The following is an 18,587-nucleotide window of genomic DNA, read 5'->3' as shown; positions in this document are numbered from 1 at the left end:
GCCCGGCCTTCTGGAGACTCATCGTCATGGTTGAACAAACTACCCCCCTTACGGCCGATTTCGGCCTCATCCACCCATTGCCCGCCAACCCGGACCAGGGCCTGAGCCTGAGCGCCTCGGCACGCTGGGAAGAATGCTGCGAGCAGTGGCTCAGCCTCATGGCGCAAAGCTCGCAAGCCCACCTCGACACCGCTTGGTGGAGCGCACGTGCGCTCGGCACCGATCGCTCGCGTCGGGAGCAAGCCATCCGCTTGTATCGCCAGCATTTCGAGGTGTCGAGCCAATGGGCGTTTGCCCAAGGCATCCTCGATACCGGGCAGATCAAAACGTTACTGGCGCTCCTCGACCCGCCAGCGCCAACACCGGACCAGCACCCTGTGTACGTCGAACAGTTGAATCTCAACGATGGCAACGGCCTGTCTGCCCCACTGTCGGGCGCGCTGGTCATCACCCGGGATACCGATCAACCGGTCGCTCAGCTGTTGTACCTGCCGTCGCACTCATCCGCCTGGATGACCTTTCAAAGCCGGATTGAACTGGAGCGCTGGTTGACCGAGCATCAACCACAGCGGTTCGACCAGCCCCGACTGTCGATGGACAAGGGCAGCGTCGATTACACGGTCCTCGACAAGGCTGTGCTGCGCACTGGCGCCGAAGCCCTGTTGTCCCGCTTGTCCGTCGCCCCCACGGACCGGCCCGGCAATGCTGCCGTGCTGGCCGCGCCCCCCGACCTGCCACTGGAGGAAACAGACGACAACGCTGCCCTGTTCGGCCAGCTCAACCCCGATATTCCCTTGGGCGTGCGGCACCGCGCGCTGGCACAACAACGCACGGCCCTGGAGAGTCTGCTCGGCGATGACTTTGCGGGGGATGCCAAGGATCCACGTCTGCAACACCTGCAACAGCAACTCGAGGGCCTCAGCGCTGCCGAGCAGGCCAGCAACGCCGCCGCGACGGCGCTACTGGACGCAGCCGATGGCCTCAAATGGCTGGAGCTGCGCCACCAGCCGGGCCCGCATTACGCTGCCCTGCTCCAGGCACGCCAAGACGGTTTGCGCTCAGAAGCCGAACTGCAATTGAGCCTGAATCAGATCAGCAGTGAAGAGCATCAATGGCTCATCAGTGTGCTGGATGCCCCCGATCAGCCCCGCGCGGACGACCTGGTGGTCGCGCGGCTGGAACTGTCGGCAACCGACACCGAAGGCGACACCCGCCGCACGCAAACCGAGGAACTGGACGGCGTTCTGCTGTTTGCCAAACCCTCGGCGCTGCTGGCGAATTCGACCGACAGCCTGTTGCTGTACTGGCCCGGACGCTTCGGTGGACTGCAACGGTTTGCCTCTCGACAGCTGCTGGAACAATCGCTGTTCAAACGCCCGGTCAACGACCCTGCCCTGGCAGTGCACGTTTTACCGCTGAGCGGCTCGCCGTTTAAATACGCCCTGCAAATCCAGCTCCACAGCTGTGAACAACAAGCGGCCCGGATCATTGCAGCCAATCCTGTTCCGCTTCGTACCAGCCAGCGTGCGGCCGAACTGGAAAAACTGCGCGAGCAGACCCTCGCCTGCCTGACCGTCCCCCAATCCGCCGCCCGGGACTGGGTGTACGCACGCATCGTCGAGCAAAACCAGAGCAGTGCACTGGCCGCTCAATTGCCGTCGTGGCATCGCGAACTGCCTGCCCTGCAGCGTGACCGGCTCAAGACGCTGTTCAAATCCTGGATCGCCGCGATGCAGCGTTCCCACGCGTGGTTCGAACGCGAACTGCCGCCACGGGAAGCCTTCGCCATCAAGGCTGTCGACGCCCGGTTGCGCGTGGAATTCGACCTCACTCAACGGGTGGAGGTGCAGCTCGACGTTCCCGATTCCACTCGGTGGCAGAAAGTGGTGACTGAAGGCGCCGCTCCGGGCACCCCTCAACAAAATGTGCTGGTCGCCAGCGAGCAGCGCAGCAAGCTGTCACTGGGTGAACTGGCGCTGGGCAACATCGATCAGGAAATGTGGTGGCGACTGTCGTTCATGCAGGTCGAGGTCAGCGGTGCCGACGCCACACAACAGCAGAAACTGAAAAGCGCCATCACGACGTCCTGGCTGCGCAAGCTGGTCACCGAGCTGGATCTGGCCGGGCAATATGAAAGGCTGATCCGTGAGACGTTCCTCGGCACCTCGACGGCATCGACCTTCAGTAATGAATATCGACGCGAATGCCTGAGTGAGCCGTGGCGCCTTATGCTTCGCCTGCAAGGCGAATTCGCCGAGTTGGCAAAGGACATCGATGCCAGCGGCCGGCAAGTGCTGGAAATCGCCATCGACGCCAACAGCCGTGAAGCCTTTGCCAGCGACGGCAAGCGCATCGAGTTGCTGCCCGCGCACCTGACCGTGGGCGGCAAGGACACCCACGCCCAGGGACCGAGCACCTTGACCGGCGTCACCTTTATCGTGGAGCACGTCAGCGGCCTGACCCTGCTGTATCTGCCCGACAGCCCCGACGGCGTTTATCTGCGCCAGTTCGACAGCCTTGAACAGGCACGGATGCGCCTGTTCAACGATTGCCTGCGCAGTCCGATGGTCAACTACCTGGCCGGCCGCGCCTTGACGGGTGATGTCGCCCACCACATCAGTCGGATCAACCAGGCCCTATTGAAAAACTTCGACGGGCTGATCGGCGTCGGTACACCCTGGCCAGCCAGCACCTCCCTGGCAGCGCATCTGCTGAATGTACACATGGGCCGTTTGCTGGAGGCCCATCGGGCGACGTCGCGCTCCAATGATGCGTTGTACCTGGAACAGGTCGCCTTGAAGTCCGGCGCAATGTTCAACTACCTGAAAATGGCCGTGGGCATGCTGCCCTTCATCGGTACGACCATCGCCCTGTACGACGCCTGGAACAGCGCCAACCTGGCGGTGGCGGCCTTTCTGCGCGGTGATGTCGGCCATGGCCTGGCCGAGGTGGAGGCGGTGCTGTTGTCGCTGATCGACGCGGCCATGGACATTCTCCCCGGCACCTCTGCCACCCCTGCTACTGCCCGCGTCGCCACGCGCAGTCGTCAGTGGCGGGCGCTGGGCAAAAGTCCGCGAGCCCTGCAGCTATCGACGCAACCCCAGGCGCGGCGGTCGCTGGAGCGCTTCAAGGGTTATGAATATGAAAAACCGATTTCCCTCGCGGACCTGCAACCGGGCAGCGAAGGCATTTATCGCAACGTGTATCGCCACGCCGACGGCGACTTCATGCTCAGCCAGGGAAGAATCTATCGCATCGAACTGGAAGGCGAACCACCCCGCTGGCGCTTGAGTGGCACCAGCAGCCGGACCTACAAACAGCCAGTCGCCCTCGATGAGTCAGGCCACTGGAACACCCACTTCGCGGTGTACGGCACCGTGATCGAAGGCGGCGGCGTGGGCGGTGGCGCGGTGCTCGGGCACATGGCCGATGGATTGGACCCACTCTGGCCGGCCGCCATTCGCCGCTGGCTGCCGCGCTGGTGGACCGACCGCGCCTTGCGCCGGCAATTGACCCTGACCAATACCGCCGAGGCCTACAGGGCGCGGCTCGATACCCAGACCCGCAGCAACAACGCCCTGCTTGAGCACTATTTCGGCCTCGAACTCCAGCAGCGCCCAGCCCTTCGCACCCGTGCCGATGTCGCCTGCGCGAACGATATCGACCTTGCCCAGGCCCAATACCTGAATCTCGATGAGTTGATGCTGTATAGCCATGGCCGCAAACGCGTGCAGATCGAAGGCATCCAAAGCCGCTGCGCCTGGATCATCGTCGACCGTTCGGTGCGGCGGATCAACCTGGCCAAGGAACGGCTGGTGGAACACCTCAATCGTATCGATCAGCTGATCGCCCGGTCAGATGCCACAGCGATCACCGATACCGCCGCGCACTTGCAGTTCATGGCGCAACGCAAGGAGATCCGCAAAAACTTTCTCAAAGATTTCGATCAGCTGCATACGACGGTCGAGGAAGCCAATCGCTGGAACCGCCGTATCACTAACCCGGCGCAAAAAAAGGAGATTGCGAAGGCCATGACGAACGTGAATGAGAAACTCAGCGAGGCCAATCACTACTACCTGAAAACGGCGCACACCCTGGAAATCATCACCCGTTATGACGCGGTGACCGACCTGTCCTGGATGTACTTCCACGTACAGTTGAAAACAGCCCGCAACAAGGTCGGCCGCGCGCTGCTGACGCAACATCAGCTACCCCAGGTGAGCGCCAGCGTCAGTCAGCGCAGTAAAGTCCTCAAAGACTGCCTGGCCACCTATACCGAGTTCCGGCGTCAGCTGGGCGCCTGGACCCTCGGCTATCCGCAGCATTTGGACCTGGAACAGGTCACCGCGTTTCTGGACAACCTGGACAAGGTTGAAGATTTTGCACGCCGGGCCACCAAGACGCCCCCTTCGGTGGTACCTAAAGAAGGCCGGTCCGGACAGCAACTGTTCGAGACCGAAGACAACCAGTTGCTGATCGGCATCGCCAGCACCGACGCCGTCACCCGACAAAAGCGAATCACCATCGAAGGGGTCGATGGCCACACGGAAACCTGGCTGCCGCGCTCAAGCGGCAAATATCACCTCAGCGAGCCAACGGGCTCCGTGCAGCCGGAACTGCCCACCGATGTCGGGCCACTGCTGACAGAAGCCAGGAACAGGCTGGAGGCGGCAAATGCCTATACCCGCAAAGTCGAAGGCTATGCACGGCGGGACATGCGACCGGTCGACCTTGAGCACATGATGGGCAGCGAGGCCACCGAATTGACCATGCGTGCCCGGGCCATCGAACGCTTGTCCCCCACCGATGCCGTAGCGCTGCAACTGCGCAATCGGGCAGATGAAATGTTGCGCACGGGGCGTACCTTGCGCATCAATCAGAGCATGAGCAGTAAAACCCCGACTGAAGGTTATCTGGACTATCTGCGCGAACAACAAGTGGTGGACATCCGCAAGGAGGGTGGCTTGCGCGACCTGGGCAAACGCGCCGACGGACGACGGGATTTCCTGCAAGAGTACGAGGTGCGCGACCTGCGCAGCGAACCGGCGCAAACCCTATGGTACGCCCACTTCCACTACACTTCGGCCCAGCCGGCATTCGGTGACTTCGTCAAAGGCCATCTGAAACTGCCGGAACAACGCAACCTCGGCCTGAAATGGCAGCAGGCCGTGGTCGCCAGTGGCGGTACGGTCGACGCGATCTGGCGCGGCGACATCGGCAAGCCGCTGGGCAACAAGCACTTTTCCACGCTGTAAAATGACAACGACGGGGCACGCAATGTGCCCCGTCGTGGACAGCAGCACCAACATGAGACAAACTCAACCTTTTCGGCTTATCTACAAGTTTTACTCATGGAGCCTCCGGTGCTTGAAATCCGTCACCTCAAGACCCTGCACGCCTTGCGCGAAGCCGATAGCCTGGTGGATGCGGCCGATCGCCTGCACCTGACCCAGTCGGCCCTGTCTCACCAGTTCAAGGAGCTGGAAGAGCGCATGGGCATGCCGTTGTTCGTGCGCAAGACCAAACCGGTGCGCTTCACCAGCGCCGGTTTGCGCCTGCTGCAATTGGCCGACGCCACCTTGCCATTGCTGCGCGCCGCCGAACGCGACATCAGTCGCCTGGCCGGGGGCACCGCCGGGCGCCTGCACATGGCCATTGAATGCCACAGTTGCTTCCAGTGGCTGATGCCAACCATCGACCAGTTCCGCGATGCCTGGCCGGAAGTCGAGCTGGACCTGGCCTCGGGCTTCTCCTTCGCTCCGCTGCCGGCCCTGGCCCGTGGTGACCTGGACCTGGTGGTGACCTCCGATCCGCTGGATCTGGCCGGGATCACCTATGTACCGCTGTTCACCTATGAAGCGATGCTCGCGGTGGCCAACCAGCACCGCCTGGCCGGCAAGGCCTATATCGTCCCCGAAGACTTGCTCCCGGAAACCCTGATCACCTACCCCGTGGAACGGGACCGGCTGGACATCTTCACCCGCTTCCTCGAACCCGCCGACATCGAACCGGCCCAGGTCCGCACCTCGGAACTGACGGTGATGATGATGCAGCTGGTGGCCAGCGGTCGTGGCGTGTGCGGCATGCCCCATTGGGCGCTGCATGAATACAGTTCGCGGGGTTATGTGAAAGCCAAGCGGCTGGGTGAGAAGGGCTTGTTCGCCACGCTGTATGCGGCGATCCGCGCCGACATGCTCGATGCACCGTACATGCGCGACTTCTTGCTGACGGCCAAGGACACGTCGTTTTCGACGCTGGACGGCGTTAGTGCGGTTCGCTGAAATGCGATCAAATGTGGGAGCGGGCTTGCTCGCGAAAGCGGCATAACATTCAAGATTGATGTTGCCTGACACACCGCTTTCGCGAGCAAGCCCGCTCCCACAGGGGATCTGCGGTGACTTCAGAGCTCGCGCCACATGTGGATTTTGTCGAAGTAATCCTCCCCAACCCGCACGGCCATCGGTTCCAGGCCGAACTGGACGAAACCGCAGCGCCGGTAGAGATTGAACGCGGCATCGTTGCCGGCGGTGACGGTCAACTGGATCAGGCGCAAACCTCCATGGTGCTGCGCCTCGGCCAATGCCGCCTGAACCAGTTCATAGCCAAGCCCACGCTGGCGGCCCCCGGCGGTCACGTACATGCCAAACAGCGTCACCTTGTGCCTTGCCTTCTCCCGAGGCTCGAAGGCAAGGCCGACAATGCCGGCCAACCGACCGTCCTCGAACGCCCCCAGCACCAGGTCCAGCTTGCTCGTCAGGCGCGACTCCCACCAGCCCAGCGGCATCGCCGCCCGCTCACGCACACTCGAGGTGAAGGCTTGCGGGTGCAGATCGTAGGCTTCGAGCATCAGTGCCCGATAGTCCAGGGCATGGCTGGCATCCAGTCGCTCGATCCACATGCTCAGGCCATCCGTTTTTGCTCAAGCATCAGCCGCAGCGCCAGTGCCGACAACACGAAGCCCATGAAATAGCGCTGCATCGCCAGCCAGGTCGGATTGTTGACGAACCACGAGGCAATACCCGCGGCAAACATGGCGATCAGCAGGTTGACGCTGAAACTGACGCTGATCTGGGTCAGGCCCAGGATGATGCTCTGGCTGAACACTGAGCCATGCTCCGGCGTAATGAACTGCGGAAACACCGACAGATAGAACACCGCGATTTTCGGGTTCAGGGCACTGGTCAGAAAGCCCATCGTGATCAGCTTGCGCGACGAATCCGGGGGCAACTGCTGCGCCTCGAACGGCGAGCGCGCACCGGGTTTGACCGCCTGCCAGGCCAGCCACAACAGGTACAACGCACCGGCCCACTTCAACACCTCATAGGCCATCGGTACTGCCAGGAACACCGCAGTCAGACCGGCGGCCGCAGCAAACAGGTGCACGAAAAAACCCGCGACCACGCCGAGCAAGGAGATCACCCCGGCCTTGCGCCCCTGGCAGATCGAACGGGAGATCAGGTAGATCATGTTCGGCCCCGGGGTCAGTACCATCAGCAACGCGGCAGCAGCAAAAATCAGCAGGTCTTGAAGCGGGATCATGGGCGAGGTCCTTTGCGTGATGATCAGGCGATCGCAGTCAGCGATGCACGATAAAACGGCAGGATCAGGTCCCTTGTCAATGGCGCCAGACAGACACCGCCGTCGGTCACCGGGTCAATCCAGATCACCTCTTCGATCTCCGCCGCCGGGGTGACGTCTGAATCAATCCTCAGCTGAAACAGCTCGGCGTGTACGACAAAACCCGGCTCATTGGCCGCCGGTGCCGAAAAGTGACCGAGGTAAACGGCCTGCGCCGGGTCGATGTCCAGACCCAATTCTTCCTCCAGCTCCCGGGCCAGCGCATGAACCGGCAATTCATGGGATTCGATCTTGCCACCGGGCTGCATGAACGCCGTGGTACCGCGCTTGCGCACCAGCAATGTGCGGCCATCGGGGCCGATCAACAGGGCGGCGGCGATGCGGATGGTCCGGGAGGCAGGTATGGAAAACGTCGTCATAAACAGAAGGCCTTTGACTCAAAAGCGCTAAGGATCACATGTCCGCCCTGTAGGAGCGAGCTTGCTCGCGATGGTCGTGAACGAAAACGCGTAGAACCAGTTGCCCATCGGCGCCCTCAGGTTTATCGCGAGCAAGCTCGCTCCTACAGTTTCCTTTACGTGGCTTCCTGGAAATCCATCTCCGGCGGCTGCCGACGGAAACCGCCGGTCAACACCGCCAGGTACAACACGCCGATCGCCAGCCAGCTCAACCCCAGATACACCGCCAGGTGATCGAGGCTGACCATCAACCACAAATCCGCTGCCAGGCCGATGAACGGGAAAACACGGCCCAACCGGCGATGAACCCGAGTTTCGGGCTAATGGCCTTGCGCACATAGCTATAGGCCGAGCCGGCCACCGGGAAGGCCGAGGCCATGCGGCCGTAGCTCATTGCGGTGAAGAACATCGCCACCAACGCCGCGAGGTACGCGGCCGGTACCATGCCGACGGTAGATTGAGCGAGGATGCCAAAGGTGCCGATCACAATGATCGGCGTCATGCAGGCGATGCCAAAAAGCACCACCACCCCCAGTGACAGGGTGCGTTGCAAACGAGCCATGAGCGACCACTCCGAATTTTATTGGATTTATGGCAGAGCCGAGTTCGGCGCAAATTTCGGGTGTTGCGTTGTTGTTCTTCGGTGAATGATCAAGCAGGTATGTCGTTTGGAGGGCCTCTTCGCGAGCAAGCCCGCTCCCACATTGGTTTTGTGAATGCCCGAGATCAAATGTGGGAGCGGGCTTGCTCGCGAAGGGGCCAGCGCCAGCCACACAGAATCTGGATCAGCCCTTGGGAATCAGCAGCTCCAGCAATCCAGATGCATGCTCGACCACCTCCCCCGGCAACTTCAGCCGCTGATCATCCAGATACCGATAATCCTGACGCGCCGCCGTCAACTGGCTCAGGTCCAGTTCAACGGCAAACTGCCCTTCCTCGCGTCCGGCCTCGAACAGCAGCGTGCCCAGCGGATCGACCAGCGCACTGCCACCGGCAAACAACAAACCGCCATCCCCCTCTTCCACCCGGTTGACCATCAGCGCAAACGCCTGGTTTTCCTGGGCGCGGGCCATGATGGCGGTGCGGTGGGTCGGGCCATAGGGGTCCATGTTGCCGTTGGTGACGATCAACAGCTCGGCGCCCAGTTGCGCCAAGGCGCGGGCGCTCTCAGGGAATTCGATGTCGTAGCAAATCAGCAGGCCCACGCGCACGCCGTTCCACAGGCAAGTGGCGTAGCGATCACCCGCCTCGTACACACCGCGATCCGAGGCCCACAAGTGCGTCTTGCGGTATTTCAGCGCGATGCCTTCAGGGGTGATCAGCAGCGTGGTGTTGTAGAAGCGGCCGTTGTCGATTTCGGCCATGCCGATGGCTACGGCGATTTTGCGCTGGCGGGCGGCGTCGAGCACCGCACTGACGGACGGACCGTCCACTGGTTCGGCGACATCAGCCACGGACTCCGCCGAAGGGAAGCCCATCAAATGACCTTCAGGGAACATGATCAGCTGCGTGTCGGCTGCACACGCGGCGATGGCCGCCAGGGTGCGTTCGAGGTTGCAGGCCGTGTCGTTGTCACGGCCTGCCAATTGGGCGAGTTCGACCTTCATGGGTATTCCTTGTTGTGGCCCGGGCGGCAGAAAGATTGCCCGGTCGGTGTCTGTGCGCCAGTATGCGCAGCAAGCAACCGGGCGGGGAATTACGCCGCTGGGGTAACACGATAGGGGTAGATGCATGACACTCTCGTTGGACGACATCGCCTGGCACCGCTCGGTGGGGCAACTGATCGACGCCCTGGACAAGCCCAATTTCTGGACCCAACTGGTGCGTTTGCTGGATCAGTACGTGCCCTTCGACAGTTGGGTGGCCCTGCTTTTCAGCGCCGATCAGCGCCCGCAGGTGTTCGCCGAATGCCCAGGCGAGGACGGCAGCCCTGACCAGTTATTCCAGGACTACCTGCGCGGCCTGTACCTGCTCGACCCCTTCTACATCGCCTGCCGCGAGCAGTCGCGCACCGGGCTGTATCGTCTGTCGGAAGTGGCCCCGGAGCACTTCGAGCTGACAGAGTATTACCAGCGCTACTTTCGTCTGAATGTGGTGGCCGACGAAATCCAGTTCAATTGTCAGCTCGAAGGCGACCGCACGCTGTGCCTGTCCCTGGGCAGCACGCAGCGTTTCAGCGGCCAGCAGATCGCCTTGTTGTCGTTGATCCAGCCGTGGGTGCTCGGCCTGTTGCGCCAGCGTCTACCCTATGAAATCAACGAAGTGGTGGCCCTCGCTCCCGCACCGCCGCAAGCCGACTGGCGGGTGCAACTGGAGGCGTCGGTACTGCAGCTCAAAGGCGCGCAGTTGACCGCCCGGGAGCTGGATGTCGGGCGCCTGATGCTCAGCGGTTGCTCCAGCAAAGAAATCGCCCGTAAGCTGGAAATTTCTGTCGAAACCGTGAAAGTCCACAAGAAACACATGTACAGCAAACTGGGGATCAAATCCCAGTCCGAGCTGTTTTCGATTTTTCTCCAGGCACAAAATGCCTGAATGGCCTGTGGAACGCTTTGCCTTTCTGTGGGAGCGGGCTTGCCCGCGAAGAGGCCATTACATTCAACATTGATAGTGGCTGACACACCGTCTTCGCGGGCAAGCCCACTCCCACAGTGTTTTGTGTTTAGCCAAATTCATTGAGTCCGAACCCAAGGAAACCGTATGAGCCTGTCACTCCTGAGCCGCTACGCCTTCTTTGCCGTCTGCGTGATATTCACCCTCGCCAGCCTGCCCTTTCTTGACTATGACTGGCTCTGGCCGATCACCGCCGTCACCGGCGTCCTCAGCCTGATCGGCCTGTTCGATCTGCTGCAAAGCCCTCACGCGGTGCGCCGCAACTACCCGATCCTGGGCAATATCCGTTACCTGGTCGAAGGCATCCGCCCGGAAATCCGCCAGTACCTGCTCGAATCCGACAGTGAAGCCCTGCCCTTCTCCCGAGCCCAGCGCTCGCTGGTTTATTCCCGGGCCAAGAACGAAACCGCCGACAAACCCTTCGGCACCCTGATCGATGTGTATCAGTCGGGTTTCGAGTTCATCGGCCATTCCATGCGCCCGGCGCCGTTGAGCGACCCGAGCAGTTTTCGTGTCACCGTCGGCGGCCCGCAGTGCACCCAGCCGTATTCGGCGTCGGTGTTCAACATTTCAGCCATGAGTTTCGGCTCTCTCAGCGCCAACGCCATCCGCGCGTTGAACCAGGGCGCCAGGCTGGGCAATTTCGCCCATGACACCGGCGAGGGCAGCATCAGCCCCTATCACCGGGAACACGGCGGTGACCTGACCTGGGAGCTGGGCAGCGGTTACTTCGGCTGCCGCACCAGCGACGGTCGCTTCGACCCGGAACGCTTCGCCGCGCAAGCCCGCACGCCACAGGTGCGGATGATCGAAATCAAGATGAGCCAGGGCGCCAAGCCCGGCCACGGCGGCATCCTGCCCAAGCACAAGGTCACCAAAGAAATCGCCGAAACCCGCGGCATCCTCATGGGCGAAGATTGCGTGTCACCCTCGCGCCACACGGCGTTTTCGACGCCGATCGAAATGATGCATTTCATCGCACAACTGCGTGAGTTGTCCGGCGGTAAACCGGTGGGCTTCAAGTTCTGCCTTGGCCATCCGTGGGAGTTCATGGGCATTGCCAAGGCCATGCTGGAGACGGGCATCCTCCCGGACTTCATCGTGGTCGATGGCAAGGAAGGCGGCACCGGCGCCGCGCCCGTGGAGTTCACCGACCACATCGGCGTGCCGATGCGCGAGGGCTTGCTGTTCGTGCACAACACCCTGGTGGGCCTGAACCTGCGGGACAAGATCAAGCTCGGCGCCAGCGGCAAGATCGTCAGCGCCTTCGACATCGCCAGCGTGCTGGCCATCGGTGCCGACTGGGCCAACTCGGCGCGCGGCTTCATGTTCGCCATCGGTTGCATCCAGTCGCAGAGCTGCCACACCAACAAATGCCCGACCGGCGTCGCCACCCAGGACACCCTGCGCCAACGCGCGCTGGTGGTGCCGGACAAGGCCCAGCGCGTATTCAACTTCCACCGCAACACCCTCAAGGCCCTGGCGGAAATGCTCGCCGCCGCCGGCCTCGAACATCCGTCGCAGTTGTCGGCCAAGCATCTGGTGCGACGCATGTCGGCGACCGAGATCAAGCTGTTCTCGCAGCTGCACGTGTTCCTCAAGCCGGGGGAATTGCTGACCGGCGAAGTGAACGGCGAGTTCTACTCGCGGATGTGGCAGATGGCCCGGGCCGACAGTTTCGAGCCCAACGAGGTAGCCGCCGCCTGAGCCACCCTGTAGGAGCTGCGATCTTTTGATCTTCGCCCGTCACCAACGCAGCGATTTGCTCGGGGCCGGCTCCTTCATCACGATAAAACCGTAATCGCCAATCAGGTAAATCCGGTAGAACTGCCTGTCCACCAACGGCGGATAGCCCTGATAGCCAACCCGCGTCGCGTTGCGGCGCTCGCGCTCCGCCACCACATTGGTGATGCCCGCTTTCGGCAGATTCTCGGCCAGCATGTAAAAATCGGTATTGAGCAGGTAGTGCAGCACCGGCATCTGCTTGAACGTGCCTGCCGCCGCCACCAACCAATAGTCGGAGTAAGTCACCGAGAGGTATATCCGCCTGGCCTCGCGCAGCGACTGATGGCTGGCGATGTCGTACGCAAGGCTGGCCAGTGCCGTGGACGCAAAGGCTTTCTGCACCGTCAGCACCCGGCCATAGGCGAACGACAACGACAGCATCGCCAGCAGCGCAATGATCAACAACAGTGGCAGTCGCTCATGAATCGACGCCAGCGCCAGATGGCTCAAATAGCACAGCAACACCAGCAGCACGGCGAAGCCCATCAAGGTGCGGGCGCCCTCGTTGAAGTCGCGGAAAAACAGCGCGACACCGGACACCAACAGTGTCACCACCGGCACTGTCAGCAAGCACATCAAACCGATCAACAGTTTCTTCGGCCCGTCGTCCTGACGCGCCGCTACGTTCAGTCCCAACCGCACCGCCCCGGCTATCGCGAGCAACAGCAACCCGCCGAACACCCAGAGCCATCCGCCATGGAACAGCAGCACGACTTTTTCCAGGACCCGGGCCATATTGATCTGGATCTGCAATAAAGGATGCGCCGTCCAGTCCAGCAGCAATGTGCGATTGGAGTCCATGAACGGATAAGCGCTGGCGCTGTAGATCAACCCGCCGAGGATGACCTGGGCGGCTTTCCAGCCCAGCAGGTCGCGCCATGGCACCGGGACGGTTTTATCGTTGGCGGCCCTGAGCAACTCCAGGCAACACAGGCCCAGGAACACATTCAGACTGATCTGATACAACCCCAGCGCCAGTGCAATCAGAAACGAGGGCACCAGCCATTGCACGCTGCGCCACGGGTGACGAAAGGTGATCGCGTAGATCACCGCCACCAGGCTCAGGGTCGTGGTGGGACCGTCGTATTGATAGGACAGGTTCTGCAGGAAGAACGGGTTGTACCAGAGCGGCAACAGCACCAGGCAGCAAGCAATGGTCGGCTGGCGAAAATAATGGAAGGTCAGACTCGTCAGCGCGGCCGTCATGGCCAGCGTGGCGATCAGCAAGGGCAAGGGAAAGATGTTCGGCGCGGCATGGCTGAAGGTCAGCGCGTTGTAGAACAGCTGGGCGAAGAGTCGGCCCTGTTCGGACCAGGCCATGCCCGCCGCCAGCGAGCGCCAGTTGTCATCGATGTAGGGATAATCCGCGAGGATCAACGGCAGGACGTACACCAGGGTGGCAAGCAGAAAAAACCGCCAGACCTGATGCCGGCTGAGCTCGCGAACAAAAAAGTCGCTGAACCGGCCCATGCTAGTGCCCGCCCCGGTCTTTGCCGCCGACGATGTCCTTGATCACATAACGCGGACGGTGCTTGGCCTCGATGTAGATGCGACCGATGTACTCGCCGAGGATGCCGATGCCGATCAGTTGCACACCGCCGAGAAACAGGATCGCGGTCATCAACGACGGATACCCGGGGACGCTGTTGCCGAAGAAAATCTTGTCCAGCACCATGTACACCGCGTAAAACACCGCGAACATCGAGATGCCGCCACCCACATAGGTCCACAAGCGCAGCGGCACCGTGCTGAACGAGGTCACGCCTTCCAGTGCCAGGTTCCACAGCTTCCAGCCATTGAACTTGCTGCTCCCCGCCACCCGCCCGGCCCGCTCGTACTCCACCACCACAGTGTTGAAGCCAGCCCACGACAACACACCTTTCATGAACAACTGATGCTCGGGCAGGGAACGGATCACGTCGACCACCTTGCGATCCATCAACCGGAAATCCCCGACGTTTTCCTCGATCCGGGTGTAGGCGATGCGATTGAGCACGTGGTAGAAAATCGACGCGCTGTGCCGCCTGAGGTAGCCGTCGACGTCACGATTGCGGCGCTTGGCGAGCACCACATCGGCCCCCTTCTGCCATTGCTCGACCAACAGCGGGATGACGCTGATCGGGTCCTGCAGGTCGACATCCATGGGAATCACGGCATCGCCGCTGGCATGCTCCAGGCCGGCAAACAGGGCCGGTTCCTTGCCGAAGTTGCGCGAGAAATTGATCAGCAGCACCTGCTCATCGGCTTCGGCCAGCGCCGTCACCTGCTCGGCTGTGCGGTCGGAGCTGCCGTCGTTGATGAAGACGATTTCAACCTCGGCATCGCCCAGTTTCAACTCGCGACGCACCGCCTGGTAAAACAGGTTGATCGACTGCTCCTCGTTGAATACCGGGACGATGAGCGAGATTTTCATTGATCACGCTCGCGAAACACCACGTATTTGGAATACAGGAAACCAAACACCAGGCTCAACGCCGAAAACAGCACGACGGTGAGCAGGCCATGCAGGCGCCACACATCACCCAGGTGACCGATGCCCAGGCTCAGTGTCCCCATGCCCAGAAGAAACAGCAGATAACCGCCGATCGTGGCACTGGCGGCGAAGGTAAATTGCGCGTTCATGTAGAAGGAAAATGACGCAGCCACGCAGAAGGCTGCCAGGTTGCTGAGTGCCTGACTGAGGCCGGCCGCCACGCTCAGTAGAAAAAAGACCTGCCAGTGAATCAGGGTGTTGGCGACCCCGATCACCGTGTAGCTGGACAGCCCTTTCCACAACAGTCTCATGTGAGGCTCCCGTTTCAAGAACGTTGCACTTATTAGTATTTGAGCCTGTCTGCTGTCAGAAATCGCAGATTGACAGACCTTTCAGACCAGCGGTTGAGCCTTGGAGCAACGCCCGAGACATCCGGTAATATCCCGGTTTTGCAATTCACTGCGAATCACGCCACCCTGCGCGCCGCCGACTTGGCGCGCGGCCGTTTGCGCCCGCAGCCAATCCCATTTTCACTCGCTGATACGAGCCTGCTGTCATGACGTTAGCGCGCGATCACCGGATCGACTTTTTTCGTGGCCTGGCACTGATCTTCATCTTTTGGGATCACGTGCCCCACAACCCTTTGGGGCAAATCACCCTGCGTAACTTCGGTTTCAGCGATGCGGCCGAGGTTTTCGTGTTTCTGGCAGGTTTTGCGGCGGTGCTGGCGTACGGCAAAGTCCTGGCGCGCGAAGGCTTTCTGATCGCCTGCGTGAAGATCCTGCGCCGGGCGTGGGTGCTCTACGTGGTGCATATCTTCCTGCTGGCGATGCTGATGGGCATTGTGTTTTTCGCCAACAGTCACGTGGAAACACGGGATCTGGTGGAGGAAATGGGCATGCATCATTTCATCAGCAACCCACAGCAGGCCCTGATCGATGAACTGCTGTTGCGCTTCAAGCCGAACCTGATGGACCCGTTGCCGCTGTACATCGTGCTGCTGGCCGGACTGCCCCTGGTGCTGCCGATACTGGTGCGCAAGGCCTGGGTGGTGGTCGCGATGTCGGTGGCGCTGTACCTGATGGTGCCACTGGCGGGCTGGAACCTGGCGGCCATCAAGGACGGCGTGTGGTATTTCAACCCGGTCGCCTGGCAGCTGCTGTTCGTGCTCGGCGGCGCCGCTGCGATTCACAGCCAGCGCCCACGCCTGCCCGAAACCCGCCCATTGGTACGCCAGCCCTTGTTTGTGAGTGCGGCGCTGTATGTCGTGGTCGCGGGGGTGTTGACCGTCCTGTGGCGTTGGCCGGACCTGCACGATGCCGTGGTGCCGGCGAGCCTGCAAAACTTCCTCTACCCCATCAGCAAGACCAACCTGTCCCCCGTGCGCCTGCTGCACTTCCTCGCACTGGCCTACGTCACGGCGAAACTGGTTCCCGACAGCGGATGGACGCAAAACTGGCTGGCGCAGCAAAGCTGCCGCATGGGCCGTTTCTCGCTGGAGATTTTCTGCCTGGGCGTTCTGCTGGCGCCCTTGGCGGACATGGTCAATGCCCTGACCGACGATGCGTTTGCCATGCAGATCTTCACGGCGCTGGTGGGTGCCGGGTTGATGGCGTTGCTGGCGATGTGGCTTGAGTTCAACAAGCGTTTGAATCAATCACTGAAAACTGTGCCCGCCTGATGAAAAAGCCCCGGTCACTGGACTGCCTTATCTTATGTAGGAGCGAGCTTGCTCGCGATGGACTCAAGAGCGCCGCGTTTAGCCAGAAAAGACGCGTAATCGTTAACGACCATCGTCGGAACGCCGCCCGGAGCAAGCTCGCTCCTACAGTTTCAGCGTTACGACTCAGGAAACCGAACGCACCGCCCCCTGCGACACATGGGTCGGTTGCAGCTTGAACACGTAGAACAGCACCGTCAGCAGCACCAGGAACGCTGGCCCCACATACAACGCCACGCGGGTGTCCGGGAAGTACGCCATCAGCCCGACCACCAGCACCAGGAATGCCAGCGCCAGGTACGAACTGACCGGGTAGAGCCACAGGCGATATTTCAGGCCGGCCGCTTCGCTGGCGCTCAGGCCTTTGCGGAACTTGAGCTGGGCCAGCAGGATCATCACCCAGGTCCAGATCGCGCCGAAGGTGGCAATGGCCGTCACCCAGACAAACACCTTTTCCGGCACCAGATAGTTCAGCAACACGCCCAACAGCAACGCGCCAATCGACAGCAGCAATGCACGACGCGGCACACCGTTGTTCGAGGTCTTGGCAAAGCCGGCCGGGGCCTGGCCATTCTGCGCCAGGCTGTAGAGCATGCGCCCGGTGCTGAAGATGCCACCGTTGCAGGACGACAGCGCCGCCGTGATCACCACGAAGTTGATGATGCCGGCGGCGGTCTTGATACCCAGGCGCTCGAAGGTCATCACGAACGGACTGCCCTGGGTGCCGATTTCATTCCACGGGTAGATCGACAGGATCACGAACAACGCGCCGACGTAGAACAGCAGAATCCGCCAGAACACCGAGCCGATGGCGTTCGGAATGGTCTTTTGCGGGTTCTTCGCCTCACCGGCGGTCAGGCCGATCATCTCCACACCCAGGTAGGCGAACATCACCATCTGCAGGGACATCAACACGCCTTGCACGCCGTTGGGCATGAAGCCGCCATGAGTCCACAGGTTGGAAATCCCCAGGGCCACACCGTCGTTGCCGAAACCGAAAGCAATGATGCCGATGCCGCCGAACACCATCGCAATGATGGTGACGATCTTGATCAAGGCAAACCAGAACTCGAACTCACCGAAAGCCTTGACCGCGATCAGGTTGATCGAGCCCATGCTGATCAGCGCAGCGAGCGCCCAGATCCAGCGCGGTACATCGGGAAACCAGATACCCATGTACACCGCCACGGCCGTGATTTCCGCGACGCAGGTCACCAGCCACAGGAACCAGTAGTTCCAGCCGGTCAGGAAGCCCGCCAGCGGGCCCAGGTAGTCTTGGGCGTAACGGCTGAACGAGCCGGCAACCGGGTTGTGCACGGCCATCTCGCCGAGGGCGCGCATGATCACCAGGATCGCCAGACCGCCGATGATGTAGGACAGCATGATGGCCGGGCCGGCCATTTCGATGGCCTTGGCCGAGCCCAGGAACAGGCCGACGCCGATACAGGCACCGAGTGCCATCAGGCGAATATGCCGCTCGCCGAGTTCACGTTTGAGCGGACCGCCCTGAGCGGTCTCGCCTTGGGGCTGGTGATTGCCTACGGGCATGGGGAACAACCTCGTCTTGTTATTGGATAGGACCACCGAGTGGCGAAGCGCAGGCCGATAAGCCATCGCTTCCCGAACCGGCCCTGCCTCGTGGGCAACGCCGTCCTGTAGGAAAAACCCGCAAGATCAGTGGGAAAAGCGGCGCCGAGTATTGCACAACAATGGTGCATCGTCATGCCCCTGCAAAAGCCTGGAAAGCTCTAACTCAGGTGTTTCAGACAGCCACCTACTGTGGCGAGGGAGCTTGCTCCCGCTCGGCTGCGCAGCAGGCGCAAAACCTGTAACTGCAGTTGCAGGGTGTGGGGCCGCTTCGCAGCCCAGCGGGAGCAAGCTCCCTCGCCACAACAGCGCTACCTGGATCCGAATTCCACAATGAGTTGGGAAATTTCACTCAGCCAATACAGGTTCAAGCAGG

General features: G+C 61.3%; 14 protein-coding genes and 1 pseudogene. 5 read left to right on the top strand and 10 right to left on the bottom strand.

What is annotated here, in order from left to right; genetic code table 11:
• Positions 1 to 26 precede the first annotated feature (26 nt).
• Positions 27 to 5,255 carry a dermonecrotic toxin domain-containing protein gene (locus BSF40_RS09195; RefSeq protein ID WP_095964882.1) on the top strand — a complete coding sequence of 1,743 codons (5,229 nt, stop codon included), beginning with the start codon at positions 27 to 29 and terminating at the stop codon, positions 5,253 to 5,255.
• A gap of 108 nt (positions 5,256 to 5,363) precedes the next feature.
• Entirely contained in the window at positions 5,364 to 6,281 is a 918-nt protein-coding gene (metR, locus tag BSF40_RS09190; protein ID WP_015093694.1) for a transcriptional regulator MetR, read from the top strand.
• A 119-nt stretch (positions 6,282 to 6,400) separates the two neighbouring features.
• On the opposite strand, the gene BSF40_RS09185 is transcribed toward metR, so the two are convergent.
• From BSF40_RS09185 to BSF40_RS09165, 6 genes and pseudogenes are all read right to left on the bottom strand, one after another.
• Positions 6,401 to 6,898: a GNAT family N-acetyltransferase gene (locus BSF40_RS09185; RefSeq protein ID WP_095964881.1), complete on the bottom strand. Its 498-nt coding sequence runs from the start codon at positions 6,896 to 6,898 to the stop codon at positions 6,401 to 6,403.
• A 2-nt stretch (positions 6,899 to 6,900) separates the two neighbouring features.
• Positions 6,901 to 7,539, bottom strand: a complete 639-nt coding sequence (locus tag BSF40_RS09180) for a LysE family translocator (protein ID WP_095964880.1) — start codon at positions 7,537 to 7,539, stop codon at positions 6,901 to 6,903.
• A 23-nt stretch (positions 7,540 to 7,562) separates the two neighbouring features.
• Entirely contained in the window at positions 7,563 to 7,997 is a 435-nt protein-coding gene (locus BSF40_RS09175; protein ID WP_095964879.1) for an NUDIX domain-containing protein, read from the bottom strand.
• 155 nt (positions 7,998 to 8,152) lie between these two features.
• Positions 8,153 to 8,284, bottom strand: a complete 132-nt coding sequence (locus BSF40_RS32990) for a hypothetical protein (protein ID WP_256589444.1) — start codon at positions 8,282 to 8,284, stop codon at positions 8,153 to 8,155.
• Positions 8,285 to 8,322: 38 nt separating this feature from the next.
• Positions 8,323 to 8,598: pseudogene (locus BSF40_RS09170) on the bottom strand (amino acid permease); the annotation flags it as partial.
• Positions 8,599 to 8,821: 223 nt separating this feature from the next.
• Complete coding sequence (locus BSF40_RS09165; protein WP_095964878.1) at positions 8,822 to 9,643, bottom strand: carbon-nitrogen hydrolase family protein; 822 nt, start codon at positions 9,641 to 9,643, stop codon at positions 8,822 to 8,824.
• A gap of 124 nt (positions 9,644 to 9,767) precedes the next feature.
• Here BSF40_RS09165 and BSF40_RS09160 point away from each other — a divergent pair, with 124 nt between their 5' ends.
• Complete coding sequence (locus BSF40_RS09160; RefSeq protein WP_095964877.1) at positions 9,768 to 10,568, top strand: LuxR C-terminal-related transcriptional regulator; 801 nt, start codon at positions 9,768 to 9,770, stop codon at positions 10,566 to 10,568.
• A gap of 165 nt (positions 10,569 to 10,733) precedes the next feature.
• Entirely contained in the window at positions 10,734 to 12,353 is a 1,620-nt protein-coding gene (locus BSF40_RS09155; RefSeq protein ID WP_095964876.1) for an FMN-binding glutamate synthase family protein, read from the top strand.
• A 39-nt stretch (positions 12,354 to 12,392) separates the two neighbouring features.
• On the opposite strand, the gene BSF40_RS09150 is transcribed toward BSF40_RS09155, so the two are convergent.
• The 3 genes from BSF40_RS09150 to BSF40_RS09140 are packed head-to-tail and all read right to left on the bottom strand — an operon-like array spanning position 12,393 to position 15,215.
• A complete protein-coding gene (locus tag BSF40_RS09150; protein ID WP_095964875.1) occupies positions 12,393 to 13,901 on the bottom strand; it encodes a glucosyltransferase domain-containing protein in 1,509 nt (502 codons plus the stop codon).
• A gap of 1 nt (position 13,902) precedes the next feature.
• A complete protein-coding gene (locus BSF40_RS09145; protein ID WP_095964874.1) occupies positions 13,903 to 14,844 on the bottom strand; it encodes a glycosyltransferase family 2 protein in 942 nt (313 codons plus the stop codon).
• Positions 14,841 to 15,215, bottom strand: coding sequence for a GtrA family protein (locus BSF40_RS09140; protein ID WP_095964873.1), 375 nt, complete (start codon positions 15,213 to 15,215; stop codon positions 14,841 to 14,843). Before BSF40_RS09140 ends, BSF40_RS09145 begins: the two co-directional genes overlap by 4 nt.
• 245 nt (positions 15,216 to 15,460) lie before the next feature.
• Here BSF40_RS09140 and BSF40_RS09135 point away from each other — a divergent pair, with 245 nt between their 5' ends.
• Positions 15,461 to 16,585, top strand: coding sequence for an OpgC family protein (locus BSF40_RS09135; RefSeq protein ID WP_095964872.1), 1,125 nt, complete (start codon positions 15,461 to 15,463; stop codon positions 16,583 to 16,585).
• A 165-nt stretch (positions 16,586 to 16,750) separates the two neighbouring features.
• Here the strand turns inward: BSF40_RS09135 and BSF40_RS09130 are convergent, their stop codons facing one another.
• Positions 16,751 to 18,172 (bottom strand): amino acid permease, encoded by a 1,422-nt coding sequence (locus BSF40_RS09130; protein WP_095964871.1) that lies wholly within the window; start codon positions 18,170 to 18,172, stop codon positions 16,751 to 16,753.
• Positions 18,173 to 18,587 lie beyond the last annotated feature (415 nt).

Source organism: Pseudomonas sp. ACN5 (assembly GCF_002303975.1).
Taxonomy (GTDB): Bacteria; Pseudomonadota; Gammaproteobacteria; order Pseudomonadales; family Pseudomonadaceae; genus Aquipseudomonas; species Aquipseudomonas laurylsulfatiphila.
Note: the sequence above shows the minus strand (reverse complement) of the source record. Positions and strands in the feature narration are given on the sequence as shown.

Excerpts from the sequence above, each read along its gene's own strand:
- BSF40_RS09195 (WP_095964882.1), top strand. The coding sequence starts at position 27 with ATGGTTGAACAAACTACCCCCCTTACGGCCGATTTCGGCCTCATCCAC.
- BSF40_RS09185 (WP_095964881.1), bottom strand. The coding sequence starts at position 6,898 with ATGTGGATCGAGCGACTGGATGCCAGCCATGCCCTGGACTATCGGGCA.
- BSF40_RS09180 (WP_095964880.1), bottom strand. The coding sequence starts at position 7,539 with ATGATCCCGCTTCAAGACCTGCTGATTTTTGCTGCTGCCGCGTTGCTG.
- BSF40_RS09175 (WP_095964879.1), bottom strand. The coding sequence starts at position 7,997 with ATGACGACGTTTTCCATACCTGCCTCCCGGACCATCCGCATCGCCGCC.
- BSF40_RS32990 (WP_256589444.1), bottom strand. The coding sequence starts at position 8,284 with ATGGTCAGCCTCGATCACCTGGCGGTGTATCTGGGGTTGAGCTGGCTG.
- BSF40_RS09165 (WP_095964878.1), bottom strand. The coding sequence starts at position 9,643 with ATGAAGGTCGAACTCGCCCAATTGGCAGGCCGTGACAACGACACGGCC.
- BSF40_RS09160 (WP_095964877.1), top strand. The coding sequence starts at position 9,768 with ATGACACTCTCGTTGGACGACATCGCCTGGCACCGCTCGGTGGGGCAA.
- BSF40_RS09155 (WP_095964876.1), top strand. The coding sequence starts at position 10,734 with ATGAGCCTGTCACTCCTGAGCCGCTACGCCTTCTTTGCCGTCTGCGTG.
- BSF40_RS09150 (WP_095964875.1), bottom strand. The coding sequence starts at position 13,901 with ATGGGCCGGTTCAGCGACTTTTTTGTTCGCGAGCTCAGCCGGCATCAG.
- BSF40_RS09145 (WP_095964874.1), bottom strand. The coding sequence starts at position 14,844 with ATGAAAATCTCGCTCATCGTCCCGGTATTCAACGAGGAGCAGTCGATC.
- BSF40_RS09140 (WP_095964873.1), bottom strand. The coding sequence starts at position 15,215 with ATGAGACTGTTGTGGAAAGGGCTGTCCAGCTACACGGTGATCGGGGTC.
- BSF40_RS09135 (WP_095964872.1), top strand. The coding sequence starts at position 15,461 with ATGACGTTAGCGCGCGATCACCGGATCGACTTTTTTCGTGGCCTGGCA.
- BSF40_RS09130 (WP_095964871.1), bottom strand. The coding sequence starts at position 18,172 with ATGCCCGTAGGCAATCACCAGCCCCAAGGCGAGACCGCTCAGGGCGGT.